Raw genomic sequence first — 14,491 nt, forward strand, 5'->3', positions numbered from 1 at the left:
CATGGCTAGAAAGTTTCCTTTGGAAAGAACTAGGAATATAGGAATCATGGCTCATATAGATGCAGGAAAAACTACTACTACAGAAAGAATTCTGTTTTATACTGGGCAAACTCATAAAATAGGAGAAACTCATGAAGGAGCTTCTCAAATGGACTGGATGGAGCAAGAAAAGGAAAGAGGTATAACAATAACTTCTGCCGCTACTACTGCTTCATGGAAAGACCATAGAATAAATATAATAGATACTCCTGGACACGTGGACTTCACAGTTGAAGTTGAAAGATCTCTAAGAGTTCTTGATGGTTCAGTTGCTGTATTCTGTGCAAAAGGTGGAGTTGAGCCTCAATCAGAAAATGTATGGAGACAAGCTGAAACTTATGGAGTACCTAGAATAGCTTTTGTAAATAAAATGGATATATTAGGTGCAGATTTCTACAATGTTGTAAGCATGATGAAATCTAGATTAAATTCTAATGCAGTTCCTATGCAATTACCAATAGGTAAAGAAGATTCATTCATAGGTATAATAGACTTATTAAAAATGGATGCTGTTATATACAAAGACGACCTAGGGGTTGAAATGGAAGAAACAGATATACCAGAAGACATGAAAGAATTAGCCACTGAGTGGAGAGAGAAATTAGTTGAATCAGTAGCTGAAACTGATGAAGAACTAATGATGAAATATCTTGAAGGTGAAGAGCCTACTATAGAAGAATTAAAAGTTGCTATAAGAAAAGCTACTATAGCTTGTGAAATGAACCCAGTTTTCTGTGGTACAGCTTATAGAAATAAAGGTGTTCAGTTAGTAATAGATGCAGTTTTAGATTACTTACCAGCACCAACAGATATAGCAGCTATAAAAGGTATATTAGAAGATGGAGAAGAAGCTGAAAGACATTCTTCTGATGAAGAGCCATTCTCTGCACTAGCATTCAAAATAATGACTGACCCATTCGTTGGAAAACTAGCGTTCTTCAGAGTTTACTCTGGAACATTAGAATCTGGTTCTTATGTTTTAAATGCAACTAAGAATAAGAGAGAAAGAATTGGTCGTATATTACAAATGCATGCCAATACAAGAGAAGAAATAACTAAAGTTTATGCTGGAGATATAGCAGCAGCAGTAGGATTAAAAGATACTACTACTGGAGACACATTATGTGACCCTGCTAATCCAATAATACTTGAATCTATGGAATTCCCTGAGCCAGTTATATCTGTTGCTATAGAGCCAAGCTCTAAAGCAGCTCAAGAAAAAATGGGTATAGCTCTTCAAAAATTAGCTGAAGAAGACCCAACTTTCACAGTTAAGACTGACCAAGAAACAGGACAAACTATAATATCTGGTATGGGTGAGTTACACTTAGAGATAATAGTAGATAGATTATTAAGAGAATTTAAAGTAGAAGCTAAAGTTGGTGCACCACAAGTTGCATATAGAGAAACTATAACTCAACCAGTTGATGTTGAATACAAGTACTCTAAGCAATCAGGTGGTAGAGGACAATACGGTCACGTTAAGATTAGAGTTGCTCCTCAAGAGCCAGGTGAAGGATACAAGTTCACAAACAAAACTGTTGGTGGATCTGTACCAAAAGAATATGTTGGTCCAGTTGACATGGGTATACAAGGAGCTATGCAATCTGGTATAGTTGCTGGTTATCCAGTTGTAGACGTTGCTGTTGAGTTATATGATGGTTCTTACCATGAGGTTGACTCTTCTGAGATGGCGTTTAAAATGGCTGGTTCAATGGCATTCAAAGATGCTATGAAGAAAGGTAATGCAGTTCTTTTAGAGCCTTACTTCAAAGTAGAAGTTGTTACTCCAGAAGATTACATGGGAGATGTTATGGGTGACTTAAACTCAAGAAGAGGATTAATCCAAGGTATGGAAGCTAGAAGTGGTGCACAAGTTATAAATGCATTCGTTCCACTTTCAGAAATGTTTGGATACTCAACAGACCTAAGATCTTCAACTCAAGGTCGTGCAACTTATACAATGATATTCGATCACTATGAGCAAGTTCCAGCTTCAGTTGCTAAGAAAATAGCTGAAGGAAAATAATTTAAAAATAATTAATAATATAAATATAAAAAATAATCAGCGATATGAGATATATCTCATATCGCACAAGATAAAGGGAGGAAATTCAAAATGGCTAAAGCTAAATACGAAAGAACAAAACCTCATGTTAATATAGGTACAATAGGACACGTTGACCACGGTAAAACTACATTAACAGCAGCAATAACAAAAACATTATATGACAGATACCAATTAGGAGAAGCAGTAGATTTCGCAAACATAGATAAAGCTCCAGAAGAAAGAGAAAGAGGAATCACAATATCAACAGCACACGTTGAGTATGAAACTCCAAACAGACACTACGCACACGTTGACTGCCCAGGACATGCTGACTACGTTAAGAACATGATAACAGGAGCAGCACAAATGGACGGAGCAATATTAGTTTGTTCAGCAACAGATGGACCAATGCCACAAACAAGAGAGCATATACTATTATCAAGACAAGTTGGTGTACCATATATAGTAGTATTCTTAAACAAATGTGACATGGTAGATGATGAAGAGTTATTAGAACTAGTAGAAATGGAAGTAAGAGATTTATTAACAGAATATGATTTCCCAGGAGATGATACTCCAATAATAAGAGGGTCAGCATTAATGGCATTAGAAGATCCAAAGAGCGAGTGGGGAAATAAGATAGTAGAATTATTCGAGCAAATAGATGAGTATATACCAGCTCCAGAGAGAGATACAGATAAGCCATTCTTAATGCCAGTAGAGGACGTATTCTCAATCACAGGAAGAGGAACAGTTGCAACAGGAAGAGTAGAAAGAGGAGTACTAAAAGTACAAGACGAAGTAGAATTAGTAGGATTAACAGAAGCACCAAGAAAAGTAGTAGTAACAGGAGTAGAGATGTTCAGAAAATTATTAGACCAAGCACAAGCAGGGGATAATATAGGAGCATTATTAAGAGGAGTACAAAGAAGTGAGATAGAAAGAGGACAAGTACTAGCAAAAACTGGATCAGTAAAGGCACACACAAAGTTTACAGCAGAAGTATATGTACTTAAAAAAGAAGAGGGTGGAAGACATACACCATTCTTTGATGGATATAGACCACAATTCTATTTCAGAACAACAGACGTAACAGGAGCTTGTAAGTTACCAGATGGAATAGAAATGGTAATGCCTGGAGATAATGTAACAATGGAAGTAGACTTAATAAACTCAATAGTTGTAGAAGAGGGATTAAGATTCTCAATAAGAGAAGGTGGAAGAACAGTAGCTTCAGGAGTTGTTGCTACTATAGTAGAGTAATCTTTTACTAAACTAATGGATTTAATATAGAAAAAGAGGGGATAACACCTCTCTTTTTTGTTTTTTGTTGACAAGTAGCACTAAAGCATATATACTAAACTAGTGCCTTGAGATAGATTAACAATCAAGTTTGAGGTTATGCTGTTGTAATAGAAAATAAAATTGAAAAAAATATAAAAAAAACTTGAAAAAATGTAACATATGATATAAAATATAATAGTGTGCTTGAGAGATTAAGAAAATAAGAATTAAATCCTAGTGAAATATGAACTAATATCGATTTGAAAGTTACAACACACCCGGAGCAGTGTATCGGTATTGGTTGTACGCAACTTGAAAATTAAACACGTGATAAAGGAGGGAAAACAAAATGGCTAAGAATGAAAAAATAAGAATAAGATTAAAATCATATGATCACAAATTATTAGATTTTTCAGCAGGGAAAATAGTTGAAACTGCTAAAAAGGCTGGATCACAAGTTTCAGGACCTGTGCCTCTACCAACAGAAAAACAAATTGTAACTATATTAAGAGCTGTACATAAGTACAAAGACTCTAGAGAACAATTTGAAATAAGAACTCATAAAAGACTAATCGACATAGCTAATCCAACACCTAAAACAGTTGACTCATTAATGAGATTAGACTTACCAGCAGGTGTAGATATAGAAATAAAATTATAAGAACCCCTAAGATATTATCCTATAGATGATTATCTTAGAATGATTACTCTAAAAGATGTAATCCGCTGTAAGAATTATAGGAGGTGCTAATATGAAAGGAATATTAGGCAAAAAAGTTGGTATGACTCAAATATTCACTGATAAAGGTGTAGTTATACCTGTAACAGCTGTTGAAGCAGGACCTATGGTCGTTACTCAAATAAAAACAGTTGATAAAGATGGATACAATGCTATACAAATAGGTTTTGAAGATGCTAAAGAAAAAGCTTTAAACAAACCTAAAAAAGGACATTTAGCTGCTGCTAATGTTTTAAAGAAACATTTAAAAGAATTTAGAGTAGATTCTGTAGAAGGATACACAGTAGGACAAGAAATAAAAGCTGATGTATTTGAAGCAGGTGCAAAAATAGATGTTACTGGAATAAGTAAAGGTAAGGGATTCCAAGGTCCGATAAAAAGACATGGACAAAGTAGAGGCCCTGAAACTCACGGTTCTAGATACCACAGAAGACCAGGTTCAATGGGAGCTTGTTCTTACCCTGGTAGAGTATTTAAAAACAAAAAATTAGCTGGACACATGGGAAGCGTAAAGGTAACAGTTCAAAACTTAGAGGTTGTTAAAGTAGATGCTGATAAGAACCTTATATTAGTTAAGGGAGCTATACCAGGAGCTAAAGGTTCAGTAGTAACTATAAAAGAAGCTGTAAAGGTTTCTAAATAATGACTAACCTAGAGAAAGGAGGAATAACAATGCCAAAATTAAATGTACTAAATGTTAGTGGACAAAACGTTGGAGAAATAGAATTATCAGATTCTATATTTGGCGTAGAAGTTAATGGACATGTTTTATACGAAGTTGTAAAAAATCAATTAGCAAATAAGAGACAAGGAACTCAATCTGCTAAAACTAGAGCAGAAGTTAGAGGTGGCGGAAGAAAACCTTGGAAACAAAAAGGAACAGGTAGAGCAAGACAAGGTTCTACAAGATCTGTACAATGGGTAGGTGGAGGAGTTGCTTTTGCACCTAAGCCAAGAAGCTACAGATATACATTACCTAAGAAGGTAAGAAGATTAGCTATGAAGAGTGCTTTATCTTCAAAAGTACAAAATAGTGAAGTTATAGTATTAGATGCATTAAACATGGATGTTCCTAAAACTAAAGAATTCGCTCAAATATTAAATAATATAAATGCTGCTAAAAAAGCTTTAGTAGTTATAGCTGACAAAAACGATAACGTAATAAAATCAGCTAGAAATATAGAAGGTGTTCAAACTGCATTAGTTAATACTATGAACGTATATGATATATTAAAATATGATTCATTTATAATAACTACAGATGCTGTTAAAAAAGTGGAGGAGGTGTACGCATAATGACTAATCCACATGATGTAATAATAAGACCAGTTGTAACTGAGCACAGTATGGCTGAAATGGGTGAAAAAAAATACACTTTTGTTGTGGCTAAAGATGCGAACAAAACTGAAATAAAAAAAGCAGTAGAAAAAGTATTCGGAGTTAGTGTTGATAAAGTAAATACTTTAAACTACGATGGAAAAGTTAAAAGAATGGGTAGAACTCAAGGAAGAACATCAAGCTTTAAGAAAGCAGTAGTTAAATTAACTGCTGATAGTAAAGAAATAGAATTCTTCCAAGGAATGTAGTATTATAACAAACGAAGGAGGGAAAACAGATGGCTATAAAAAAGTTTAGACCAACTTCTCCTGCCTTAAGACAAATGACAGTTTTAGTTTCTGATGAAATAACATGTAATCAACCAGAGAAATCTCTTTTAGTTAACTTAAAGAAAAATGCTGGTAGAAACGTACATGGTAGAATAACTGTTCGTCATAGAGGTGGAGGACAAAAAAGAAAATATAGAATAATAGATTTTAAAAGAGATAAAGATGGTATACCTGCTAAGGTTGCTACTATAGAATATGATCCAAACAGAACTGCAAATATCGCATTATTAAACTATGCTGATGGTGAAAAAAGATATATATTAGCTCCAGTTGGAATTAATGTTGGAGATACTATATTATCAGGATTAGGTGCTGATATAAAGCCAGGAAACTGTTTAGCATTAAAAGATATGCCAGTTGGTACTATCATTCATAATATAGAATTAAAGCCAGGAAAAGGAGCTCAATTAGTTAGATCTGCTGGAGTTTCTGCACAATTAATGGCTAAAGAAGGAAAAAATGCTTTATTAAGATTACCATCAGGTGAGATGAGATTAGTAAGTATAAACTGTAAAGCTACTATAGGACAAGTTGGGAATATAGAGCACGGTAACGTAGTTATCGGTAAAGCAGGAAGAAAAAGACATATGGGAATAAGACCTACTGTAAGAGGTTCTGTAATGAACCCTAATGACCATCCACACGGTGGAGGGGAAGGTAGATCTCCAATAGGTAGACCATCTCCTGTTACTCCATGGGGTAAACCAGCTCTTGGATATAAAACTAGAAAGAAAAATAAAGCTTCAAATAAATTAATAGTATCAAGAAGAACTAAGTAGTAAATTTATTTTTGCTCGGAAAGGAGGAATATAAATGTCAAGATCAACTAAAAAAGGGCCTTTTGTCCATGCAAGACTTTTAAAGAAGATAGAAGCTATGAATGCTAGTGGAAGTAAAGAAGTTATAAAAACTTGGTCAAGATCTTCAACTGTATTTCCACAAATGGTAGAAAACACTATAGCTGTTCATGATGGAAGAAAACATGTTCCAGTATATATAACAGAAGATATGGTTGGACATAAATTAGGTGAGTTCGTTCCTACTAGAACTTTCAAAGGACATAAGGATGACGAAAAATCTAATAAGAGAAAATAATTAAATTATGACTAAGAAAGGAGGAATAACAATGGAAGCAAAAGCTACTGCTAAATACGTACGTGTATCACCAAGAAAAGCAGGCCAAATATGTGACCTTGTTAGAGGAAAGAATGTTGATGAAGCATTAGCAATATTAAAGTTTACTCCAAGAGGAGCAGCTTCAATAATAGCTAAGGTTGTAAAATCAGCTAAAGCTAACGCAGAAAACAATCACGAAATGGATACTGAAAAATTATATATAGCATCAATAGTTGCTAATCAAGGGCCAACAATGAAGAGATTCATGCCTAGAGCTATGGGTCGTGCAACTACAATAAGAAAAAGAACTTCTCATATAGAGGTTGTTGTTAAAGAGAAAAAATAATTAATAGATAGGAGGGAAAGTAATGGGTCAAAAGGTTAATCCACACGGCTTAAGAGTCGGTGTTATAAAAGATTGGGACTCAAGATGGTTCGCTACTGATAAAAAAGAGTTCGGAAACTTATTATTAGAAGACCATAATATACGTAAATTCTTAAAGAAAAGATTATACTCAGCTGGAGTTGCTAAGATAGAAATAGAAAGATCAGCTAATAAAATAAAAATGGACTTACACGTTGCTAAGCCAGGAGTAGTTATAGGAAGAGCTGGTGCAGGAATCGAAGCATTAAAAGTTGAATTAGAAAAAATGACAAAGAAAACTATAATAGTTAATATAGTAGAAGTAAGAAGTACAGATAAAAATGCTCAATTAGTAGCTGAAAATATAGCTTTAGCTATAGAGAGAAGAGTTGCTTTCAGAAGAGCAATGAAACAAGCTATACAAAGAGCAATGAAATCTGGTGCTAAAGGAATAAAAGTTTCTGCTTCTGGAAGATTAGGTGGAGCTGAGATGGCTAGAACTGAAGGTTATAGTGAAGGAAATGTGCCACTACAAACTTTAAGAGCAGATATAGATTATGGTTTCGCTGAAGCTGATACTACTTATGGAAAAATCGGTATAAAAGTTTGGATATGTAATGGTGAAGTTTTACCAACTAGAGACGGTGTAAATCCAAGAGAAGAAAGCAGAAAGAGCGATAGAAGAGACAATAAGAGAGATAACAGAAGAAACGATAGAAGAGGAAATGACAATAGAAACTATAGAGGAAATGATAATAGAGGAAATGATAACAGAGGAAACTACAGAGGACAAAGACCTCAAGGTGGATCAAGACCTCAAAGAACTGAAAACAAAGGAAATTAATAATAGTTAGGTTCAAGGAAGGAGGAAAAATACTCATGTTAATGCCAAAAAGAGTAAAGCGTCGTAGAGTTCATAGAGGAAGTATGGCTGGGCAAGCTCATAAAGGTAACAAAGTTACTTATGGTGAGTTTGGATTAGTAGCCTTAGAAGCTTCTTGGATAACTTCTAATCAAATAGAAGCTGCCAGAATCGCGATGACTAGATATATAAAAAGAGGGGGAAAGGTTTGGATAAAAATATTCCCTCATAAACCAGTAACAAGAAAACCAGCAGAAACTCGTATGGGTGCAGGGAAAGGTTCTCCAGAATATTGGGTAGCTGTAGTTAAGCCAGGAAGAGTTATGTTTGAATTAGCGGGTGTTTCTGAAGATAAGGCAAGAGAAGCTATGAGACTTGCTGCACATAAATTACCAATCAAATGTAAATTTGTGAAAAAAGAAGATTTAGAAGTAAAGGGTGGTGAATAGGATGAAAGCTAAAGAATTAAGAGATTTAACAAGCGAAGAGCTAATGAACAAATTAAACGACTTCAAAAGTGAATTATTTAGCTTAAGATTCCAATTAGCTACTGGTCAATTAGAAAATACAGCTAGAATAAAGTTTGTTAAGAAGGATATAGCAAAAGTTAAAACTGTTCTTGCTGAAAGAAAGTTATACGAAACTAGAGCTTAATTTGGAAAGGAGGCTTTTTAAACATGGAAAGAGGAAGAAGAAAAGTTAGAATAGGCCGTGTTGTTAGTGATAAGATGGATAAAACAATAGTAGTAGCTGTTGAAGAGTTTGTACGTCATCCACTATATAATAAACGTGTTAAGAGAACTAAAAAATTCAAGGCTCATGATGAAAAGAATATATGTAACATCGGAGATAGAGTTAAAATAATGGAAACTAGACCTTTATCAAAAGACAAGAGATTTAGACTAGTTGAAGTTGTTGAGAAAGTGAAATAGTTTTTGAAGAAGGAGGGATTACGATATGATACAACAAGAATCACGTCTAAGAGTTGCTGATAACTCAGGAGCTAAAGAAATTTTATGTATACGTGTTCTAGGCGGAAGTAAAAGAAGATATGGTAACATAGGTGACGTTATAGTTGCTACTGTTAAAAGTGCAACACCTGGTGGAGTTGTAAAAAAAGGTAAAGTTGTTAAAGCTGTTATAGTGAGAACTAAACAAGGCATGAGACGTAATGATGGAAGTTATATTTCTTTTGATGAGAATGCAGCTGTTATAATAAAAGACGATAAAACTCCAGTAGGGACTCGTATATTCGGGCCTGTTGCTAGAGAGTTAAGAGACAATGAATTCATGAAAATAGTTTCTCTTGCTCCAGAAGTACTATAATTAAGGAGGTGCAATAGGACATGATGCGTGTTAAAAAAGGTGACACTGTTGTAGTTATAGCAGGTAAAGATAAAGGTAAAAAAGGTTCAGTTTTAAAGGTATATCCTAAAGCTAGCAAAGTGTTAGTTGAAGGTGTAAATGTAATAACTAAACATCAAAAACCAAGTGCTATGAACCAACAAGGTGGAATAATAAATAAAGAAGCCCCAATACACATATCTAATGTAATGCCATTTGATCCTGAAACAGGAAAAGGCGTTAGAGTAAGATATGAAGTAAAAGATGGGAACAAAGTAAGAGTATCAGCAAAGAGCGGAAAAGAATTATAATAAATATTGCTTGAAAGGAGGGACCTTAAATGGCTTCTAGATTACAAGAAAAATACATGAAAGAAGTTGCTCCTGCTTTAATGGAGAAATTTGGATACAAAAACGTAATGGAGATACCTAAGTTAGATAAAATAGTTATTAACATGGGTATAGGTGACGCTAGAGAAAATCCAAAAGGATTAGAAAAAGGCGTTGAAGAATTAGAAATAATATCAGGACAAAAGCCTGTTATAACTAAAGCTAGAAAATCTGTTGCTAACTTCAAATTAAGAGAAGGAATGCCAATAGGAACAAAAGTTACATTAAGAGCTGACAAAATGTTCTACTTTATGGACAAACTAGTTTCTGTTTCTTTACCAAGAGTTAGAGACTTTAGAGGAGTTAACCCTAACGCTTTTGATGGTAGAGGAAACTATGCTTTAGGAGTTAAAGAACAATTAATATTCCCTGAAATAGAATATGATAAAATAGATAAAGTAAGAGGAATGGATATAATATTTGTTACTACAGCGAAAACTGACGAAGAAGCTCGTGAATTATTAAAATTATTAGGAATGCCATTTTCTAAGTAAGCAAAGGAGGGATTCCCGTGGCTAGAAAAGCGATGGTTGTTAAACAACAAAGAAAGCAAAAGTACGCTACTAGAGAATACACTAGATGTACTATATGCGGAAGACCGCATTCAGTTTTGAAAAAATTTGGTATATGCCGTATATGCTTTAGAGAATTAGCTTATAAAGGTCAAATACCTGGTGTTAGAAAAGCAAGCTGGTAGAAGCTTGATTAGAATGGAAGGAGGGCAACAAAATGACAATGACAGATCCAATTGCAGATATGCTTACTCGTATAAGAAATGCTAATGTTGTTAAGCATGAAACTGTAGATGTTCCAGCTTCTAATATTAAGAAAGAGTTAGCTAGAATCTTATTAGAAGAAGGTTTCATAAGAGGTTATGATGTTATAGAAGACGGAAAACAAGGTATCATAAGAATACAATTAAAGTACGGACAAGAAGGCGAAAGAGTTATAACAGGTCTTAAGAAAATATCTAAGCCTGGTATGAGAGTTTACGCTGCTAATCACGAGATACCAAAAGTATTAAACGGATTAGGAATATCAGTTATATCTACTTCAAAAGGAATATTAACTGACAAGCAAGCTAGAAAAGAAAATGTTGGTGGAGAAGTAATCTGCTACGTTTGGTAATTAATATGAACAATGTAAGGAGGTGCGACCATGTCAAGAATAGGTGTTAAGCCAATAATAATACCAGCAGGTGTTGAAGTTACTATAGCTGAAGGAAATTTAGTTACAGTAAAAGGTCCAAAAGGAACTTTAACTAAACAATTAAGTGCTGAGTTAAACATAAAAAAAGAAGAAAATACAATAATGGTTGAAAGACCAACTGATAATAAAAAACATAGATCTTTACACGGATTAACTAGAACTTTATTAGATAATATGGTTGTAGGTGTAAATACTGGTTTCGAAAAGAAATTAGAACTAAAAGGTGTTGGATATAGAGCTCAAAAACAAGGAAGTAAATTAGTTATGAACTTAGGTTTCTCTCATCCAGTTGAAATGGAAGATCCAGAAGGAATAACTGTTGAAGCTCCAAACCAAACAGAGTTAATAGTAAAAGGTATAGACAAGCAATTAGTAGGAAATTATGCTGCTAAGATAAGAGCTTGGAGAAAACCAGAGCCATACAAAGGTAAAGGTATAAAATACGTTGATGAAGTAATCAGACGTAAAGAAGGAAAAACTGGTAAAAAATAATACCAAAACTTAAACGCTAGAAAGGAGTGAGCTAGGTGTTAAAAAAAGCTGATAAAAATGCTAATAGACTTCAAAGACATAAGAGAGTTCGTAGAAAAATAAGCGGTACTTCTCAAAGACCAAGATTATGTGTATTTAGAAGTGCTAATAATATATATGCTCAAATAATAGATGACACAAACAGAGTAACTCTAGTTGCTGCATCTTCTTTAGAAGCAGAAGTTAAGAGTGCTGTCAATCATACAGGAAACAAGGAAGCAGCTAAGAAAGTTGGAGAATTAGTTGCTAAAAAAGCTGTTGAAAAAGGAATCACTGAAGTTGTATTTGACAGAGGTGGATACTTATATCATGGAAGAATTCAAGAATTAGCTGAAGGTGCTAGAGAAGCTGGTCTTAAGTTCTAATACGAAGGAGGGAAAAATACATGCTACGTCGTAAGCCGATAGATGCAGGACAACTTGACTTACAAGAAAAAGTTGTTGAAGTAAGACGTGTTACTAAGGTTGTAAAAGGTGGTAGAAACTTCAGATTTGCAGCGTTAGTAGTTGTTGGAGATGAAAACGGACACGTTGGTATAGGTGCTGGGAAGGCAATGGAAGTACCAGACGCTATAAAAAAAGCAGTTGAAGATGCTAAGAAAAATCTAATAGTAGTGCCAATAGTTGGGACTACAATTCCTCACGAAGTACGCGGACACTTTGGTGCTGGAAATATATTAATAATGCCTGCTGTAGAAGGTACAGGAGTAATAGCTGGGGGACCTGCTAGAGCCGTACTTGAGCTAGCTGGACTAAAAGACGTTAGAGCTAAGTCTTTAGGATCTAACAATCCAAGAAATATGGTAAATGCTACAATAGAAGGACTTAATTCTCTAAAAACAGTTGAAGATATAGCTAAACTTAGAGGTAAAAAAGTTGAAGAACTTCTAGGGTAAGGAGGTAGTGTAAAATGGCTAAATTACAAATAAAGTTAGTTAGAAGTGTTATAGGAACTACTCCTAACCAAAAAAAGAATGTTGAAGCGTTAGGATTAAGAAAAAGAGAACAAGTTGTTGTAAAAGAAGACAATGCTCAAACAAGAGGTATGATAAATAAAGTGAGTCACTTATTAGAAGTAACTGAAATAGCTGAATAATTTTTATAAAGTAGTGCAAGGAGGTGCAATCCATGAAGTTACATGAGTTAAAACCTGCTGAAGGTGCAGTAAGAGCTAAAAGAAGATTAGGTAGAGGTACTGCAACTGGACAAGGTAAAACTGCAGGACGTGGACAAAAAGGTCAATGGTCTCGTTCTGGTGGTGGAGTAAGAGTAGGATTTGAAGGTGGACAAATGCCACTAGCTAGAAGACTTCCTAAGAGAGGTTTCAATAACATATTTAAGAAAGTTTACACAGAAGTTAATGTGGAAGTTTTAAATAGATTTGAAAATGGAACAGAAATAACTGCAGAATTATTAAAATCTACTAAAACTATAAGCAAGATAGGTAAAGATGGAATCAAAATCTTAGGTGAAGGTAATTTAGAGAAAGCTTTAACTGTTAAAGCTGCTAAATTTACAGCTTCAGCTCAAGAAAAAATAGAAAAAGCTGGTGGAAAAGCAGAGTTAGTATAATAACCTGCTAATCTCCTAGCCAGTACAGGCGGGGTGAATTAGCGTGCTGTCAAAATTAAAACAAGCTTGGAAGATTAAAGCAGTAAGAAAAAAAGTAATGTATACACTTATGATGATCGTGATATTCAGAATAGGTACTACTATACCAGTTCCAGGCATAGACACTAGTATTATACAAAAGATGGTAGGCGGCAATAGTCTACTTTCTCTGTATAATATGTTTACTGGTGGAGCATTTAGTAACTTTTCACTATTTGCTTTAGGTATAAGTCCATATATTACTGCATCAATCATAATACAACTTCTAACAGTAGGTTTTGAGAGTCTAGCAGAACTTCAAAAATCTGGTGAAGAAGGAAAGAAAAAAATTAATAAGTACACTAAATATACAGCACTAGCTCTAGCAGTTGTACAAGCTTTGGGAATTACATTAGGAATTGTAAGAAGTGCTTTAATATCAAATAGTGTGTTTTTTATATCAACTGTTGTAATAACATTAGTTTCAGCAAGTATGTTAGTAATGTGGATTGGGGACAAAATTACTGAAAAAGGAATCGGTAATGGTAGTTCAGTGATAATATTTGCAGGTATAATATCAAGAATACCAACAGATGTTATTAAAATCGCGCAACAAGTTAAATCTGGTCAAGTTGCACCTTGGGTTATAATACTTCTAATTGTAGTTATATTACTTACAGTTACAGGAGTTACATTCATACAAGAAGCAACTAGAAAGATACCTGTACAATATGCTAAAAGAGTTGTTGGAAGAAAGATGTATGGAGGACAAAGTTCTCATATACCAATGAAAGTTAACCAATCAGGAGTTATGCCTATAATTTTTGCTAGTTCACTTTTAGCTTTTCCTCAAACAATAGCTATGTTTATGGGACCAAATGCTCAAGCTTTTGTTCAAAAATACTTAAGTATGGCAACAGAACAAGGATTTTGGACATATAGATCAATTGAGATTCTACTTATAATTTTCTTCTCATATTTTTATACAACTGTATCATTCAATACAGAAGATATATCTAAAAATATGAAAAACAATGGTGGATTTATACCAGGTATAAGACCAGGTGAACCTACTATGGATTATTTAAATAGAATTTTAACTAGATTAACTTTAGCTGGAGCAACTTTCTTAGCAATAATTGCTATGGTACCAGCTCTTACAACACATTATATGAAAGTAAATATGAGTCTAGCTGGGACTTCATTGCTAATCGTTGTTGGGGTTGCTTTGGAACTTAAGAGACAGTTAGAGTCAAACTTAGTTATGAGAAGCTATCAAGGTTTCTTAAAATAAAATGGAGATGGATA

Annotated in this window: 24 protein-coding genes; all 24 read left to right on the forward strand. The window is 34.2% G+C overall.

The annotated features are described in order from the left end of the window. Position 1: 1 nt before the first annotated feature. The 24 genes from fusA to secY all read left to right on the forward strand — a co-directional run bounded on the left by fusA (position 2) and on the right by secY (position 14,477). Positions 2-2,068 carry an elongation factor G gene (gene fusA / locus ACTG46_RS00660; protein ID WP_021382502.1) on the forward strand — a complete coding sequence of 689 codons (2,067 nt, stop codon included), beginning with the start codon at positions 2-4 and terminating at the stop codon, positions 2,066-2,068. Positions 2,069-2,158: 90 nt separating this feature from the next. After that, positions 2,159-3,352, forward strand: a complete 1,194-nt coding sequence (gene tuf, locus ACTG46_RS00665) for an elongation factor Tu (RefSeq protein WP_074179359.1) — start codon at positions 2,159-2,161, stop codon at positions 3,350-3,352. A 370-nt stretch (positions 3,353-3,722) separates the two neighbouring features. Beyond that, entirely contained in the window at positions 3,723-4,034 is a 312-nt protein-coding gene (gene rpsJ, locus ACTG46_RS00670; protein ID WP_054268679.1) for a 30S ribosomal protein S10, read from the forward strand. Positions 4,035-4,125: 91 nt separating this feature from the next. After that, on the forward strand, positions 4,126-4,755 hold the full coding sequence (rplC, locus tag ACTG46_RS00675; RefSeq protein WP_021386632.1) for a 50S ribosomal protein L3: 630 nt from the start codon (positions 4,126-4,128) through the stop codon (positions 4,753-4,755). Between the two features lie 29 nt (positions 4,756-4,784). Beyond that, entirely contained in the window at positions 4,785-5,408 is a 624-nt protein-coding gene (rplD, locus tag ACTG46_RS00680) for a 50S ribosomal protein L4 (RefSeq protein WP_479923431.1), read from the forward strand. Next, complete coding sequence (rplW, locus tag ACTG46_RS00685; protein ID WP_003435681.1) at positions 5,408-5,698, forward strand: 50S ribosomal protein L23; 291 nt, start codon at positions 5,408-5,410, stop codon at positions 5,696-5,698. Before rplD ends, rplW begins: the two co-directional genes overlap by 1 nt. A 29-nt stretch (positions 5,699-5,727) precedes the next feature. Continuing rightward, positions 5,728-6,558: a 50S ribosomal protein L2 gene (gene rplB, locus ACTG46_RS00690; protein WP_003421168.1), complete on the forward strand. Its 831-nt coding sequence runs from the start codon at positions 5,728-5,730 to the stop codon at positions 6,556-6,558. A gap of 34 nt (positions 6,559-6,592) precedes the next feature. Next, complete coding sequence (gene rpsS / locus ACTG46_RS00695) at positions 6,593-6,874, forward strand: 30S ribosomal protein S19 (RefSeq protein ID WP_021386634.1); 282 nt, start codon at positions 6,593-6,595, stop codon at positions 6,872-6,874. A 31-nt stretch (positions 6,875-6,905) separates the two neighbouring features. Continuing rightward, positions 6,906-7,241, forward strand: coding sequence for a 50S ribosomal protein L22 (rplV, locus tag ACTG46_RS00700; RefSeq protein WP_009887891.1), 336 nt, complete (start codon positions 6,906-6,908; stop codon positions 7,239-7,241). A gap of 22 nt (positions 7,242-7,263) precedes the next feature. After that, positions 7,264-8,103, forward strand: coding sequence for a 30S ribosomal protein S3 (rpsC, locus tag ACTG46_RS00705; RefSeq protein ID WP_054268681.1), 840 nt, complete (start codon positions 7,264-7,266; stop codon positions 8,101-8,103). A 35-nt stretch (positions 8,104-8,138) separates the two neighbouring features. Further along, positions 8,139-8,570 (forward strand): 50S ribosomal protein L16, encoded by a 432-nt coding sequence (rplP, locus tag ACTG46_RS00710; RefSeq protein WP_003421160.1) that lies wholly within the window; start codon positions 8,139-8,141, stop codon positions 8,568-8,570. 1 nt (position 8,571) lies between these two features. Continuing rightward, complete coding sequence (rpmC, locus tag ACTG46_RS00715; protein ID WP_003421158.1) at positions 8,572-8,775, forward strand: 50S ribosomal protein L29; 204 nt, start codon at positions 8,572-8,574, stop codon at positions 8,773-8,775. Between the two features lie 23 nt (positions 8,776-8,798). Next, positions 8,799-9,053 carry a 30S ribosomal protein S17 gene (gene rpsQ, locus ACTG46_RS00720; RefSeq protein WP_003421156.1) on the forward strand — a complete coding sequence of 85 codons (255 nt, stop codon included), beginning with the start codon at positions 8,799-8,801 and terminating at the stop codon, positions 9,051-9,053. Between the two features lie 25 nt (positions 9,054-9,078). Then, positions 9,079-9,447, forward strand: a complete 369-nt coding sequence (gene rplN / locus ACTG46_RS00725; RefSeq protein WP_021382511.1) for a 50S ribosomal protein L14 — start codon at positions 9,079-9,081, stop codon at positions 9,445-9,447. Positions 9,448-9,470: 23 nt separating this feature from the next. Beyond that, the gene (gene rplX, locus ACTG46_RS00730; RefSeq protein ID WP_021382513.1) at positions 9,471-9,776 is read left to right on the forward strand and encodes a 50S ribosomal protein L24; all 306 of its coding nucleotides are present in this window, start codon (positions 9,471-9,473) and stop codon (positions 9,774-9,776) included. Between the two features lie 29 nt (positions 9,777-9,805). Beyond that, positions 9,806-10,348 (forward strand): 50S ribosomal protein L5, encoded by a 543-nt coding sequence (rplE, locus tag ACTG46_RS00735; protein ID WP_021382514.1) that lies wholly within the window; start codon positions 9,806-9,808, stop codon positions 10,346-10,348. Between the two features lie 17 nt (positions 10,349-10,365). Then, entirely contained in the window at positions 10,366-10,551 is a 186-nt protein-coding gene (locus ACTG46_RS00740; protein ID WP_003421149.1) for a type Z 30S ribosomal protein S14, read from the forward strand. Positions 10,552-10,583: 32 nt separating this feature from the next. Next, positions 10,584-10,982, forward strand: coding sequence for a 30S ribosomal protein S8 (gene rpsH / locus ACTG46_RS00745; RefSeq protein WP_021382525.1), 399 nt, complete (start codon positions 10,584-10,586; stop codon positions 10,980-10,982). 30 nt (positions 10,983-11,012) lie between these two features. Further along, complete coding sequence (rplF, locus tag ACTG46_RS00750) at positions 11,013-11,555, forward strand: 50S ribosomal protein L6 (RefSeq protein WP_054268682.1); 543 nt, start codon at positions 11,013-11,015, stop codon at positions 11,553-11,555. A 35-nt stretch (positions 11,556-11,590) separates the two neighbouring features. Beyond that, positions 11,591-11,959 (forward strand): 50S ribosomal protein L18, encoded by a 369-nt coding sequence (gene rplR / locus ACTG46_RS00755; protein WP_054268683.1) that lies wholly within the window; start codon positions 11,591-11,593, stop codon positions 11,957-11,959. A 20-nt stretch (positions 11,960-11,979) separates the two neighbouring features. Continuing rightward, positions 11,980-12,489, forward strand: coding sequence for a 30S ribosomal protein S5 (gene rpsE, locus ACTG46_RS00760; RefSeq protein WP_003421138.1), 510 nt, complete (start codon positions 11,980-11,982; stop codon positions 12,487-12,489). A gap of 14 nt (positions 12,490-12,503) precedes the next feature. Further along, the gene (gene rpmD / locus ACTG46_RS00765) at positions 12,504-12,689 is read left to right on the forward strand and encodes a 50S ribosomal protein L30 (protein ID WP_003421137.1); all 186 of its coding nucleotides are present in this window, start codon (positions 12,504-12,506) and stop codon (positions 12,687-12,689) included. Between the two features lie 32 nt (positions 12,690-12,721). Further along, complete coding sequence (rplO, locus tag ACTG46_RS00770) at positions 12,722-13,165, forward strand: 50S ribosomal protein L15 (RefSeq protein WP_003421135.1); 444 nt, start codon at positions 12,722-12,724, stop codon at positions 13,163-13,165. 43 nt (positions 13,166-13,208) lie between these two features. Then, positions 13,209-14,477, forward strand: coding sequence for a preprotein translocase subunit SecY (gene secY / locus ACTG46_RS00775; protein ID WP_054268684.1), 1,269 nt, complete (start codon positions 13,209-13,211; stop codon positions 14,475-14,477). Positions 14,478-14,491 lie beyond the last annotated feature (14 nt).

It is taken from the genome of Clostridioides sp. LIBA-7678 (assembly GCF_056716065.1).

What these genes read in the sequence shown, in the direction of transcription:
- fusA (WP_021382502.1), top strand. Translation starts at nt 2, where the DNA reads ATGGCTAGAAAGTTTCCTTTGGAAAGAACTAGGAATATAGGAATCATG.
- tuf (WP_074179359.1), top strand. Translation starts at nt 2,159, where the DNA reads ATGGCTAAAGCTAAATACGAAAGAACAAAACCTCATGTTAATATAGGT.
- rpsJ (WP_054268679.1), top strand. Translation starts at nt 3,723, where the DNA reads ATGGCTAAGAATGAAAAAATAAGAATAAGATTAAAATCATATGATCAC.
- rplC (WP_021386632.1), top strand. Translation starts at nt 4,126, where the DNA reads ATGAAAGGAATATTAGGCAAAAAAGTTGGTATGACTCAAATATTCACT.
- rplD (WP_479923431.1), top strand. Translation starts at nt 4,785, where the DNA reads ATGCCAAAATTAAATGTACTAAATGTTAGTGGACAAAACGTTGGAGAA.
- rplW (WP_003435681.1), top strand. Translation starts at nt 5,408, where the DNA reads ATGACTAATCCACATGATGTAATAATAAGACCAGTTGTAACTGAGCAC.
- rplB (WP_003421168.1), top strand. Translation starts at nt 5,728, where the DNA reads ATGGCTATAAAAAAGTTTAGACCAACTTCTCCTGCCTTAAGACAAATG.
- rpsS (WP_021386634.1), top strand. Translation starts at nt 6,593, where the DNA reads ATGTCAAGATCAACTAAAAAAGGGCCTTTTGTCCATGCAAGACTTTTA.
- rplV (WP_009887891.1), top strand. Translation starts at nt 6,906, where the DNA reads ATGGAAGCAAAAGCTACTGCTAAATACGTACGTGTATCACCAAGAAAA.
- rpsC (WP_054268681.1), top strand. Translation starts at nt 7,264, where the DNA reads ATGGGTCAAAAGGTTAATCCACACGGCTTAAGAGTCGGTGTTATAAAA.
- rplP (WP_003421160.1), top strand. Translation starts at nt 8,139, where the DNA reads ATGTTAATGCCAAAAAGAGTAAAGCGTCGTAGAGTTCATAGAGGAAGT.
- rpmC (WP_003421158.1), top strand. Translation starts at nt 8,572, where the DNA reads ATGAAAGCTAAAGAATTAAGAGATTTAACAAGCGAAGAGCTAATGAAC.
- rpsQ (WP_003421156.1), top strand. Translation starts at nt 8,799, where the DNA reads ATGGAAAGAGGAAGAAGAAAAGTTAGAATAGGCCGTGTTGTTAGTGAT.
- rplN (WP_021382511.1), top strand. Translation starts at nt 9,079, where the DNA reads ATGATACAACAAGAATCACGTCTAAGAGTTGCTGATAACTCAGGAGCT.
- rplX (WP_021382513.1), top strand. Translation starts at nt 9,471, where the DNA reads ATGCGTGTTAAAAAAGGTGACACTGTTGTAGTTATAGCAGGTAAAGAT.
- rplE (WP_021382514.1), top strand. Translation starts at nt 9,806, where the DNA reads ATGGCTTCTAGATTACAAGAAAAATACATGAAAGAAGTTGCTCCTGCT.
- rpsH (WP_021382525.1), top strand. Translation starts at nt 10,584, where the DNA reads ATGACAATGACAGATCCAATTGCAGATATGCTTACTCGTATAAGAAAT.
- rplF (WP_054268682.1), top strand. Translation starts at nt 11,013, where the DNA reads ATGTCAAGAATAGGTGTTAAGCCAATAATAATACCAGCAGGTGTTGAA.
- rpsE (WP_003421138.1), top strand. Translation starts at nt 11,980, where the DNA reads ATGCTACGTCGTAAGCCGATAGATGCAGGACAACTTGACTTACAAGAA.
- rpmD (WP_003421137.1), top strand. Translation starts at nt 12,504, where the DNA reads ATGGCTAAATTACAAATAAAGTTAGTTAGAAGTGTTATAGGAACTACT.
- rplO (WP_003421135.1), top strand. Translation starts at nt 12,722, where the DNA reads ATGAAGTTACATGAGTTAAAACCTGCTGAAGGTGCAGTAAGAGCTAAA.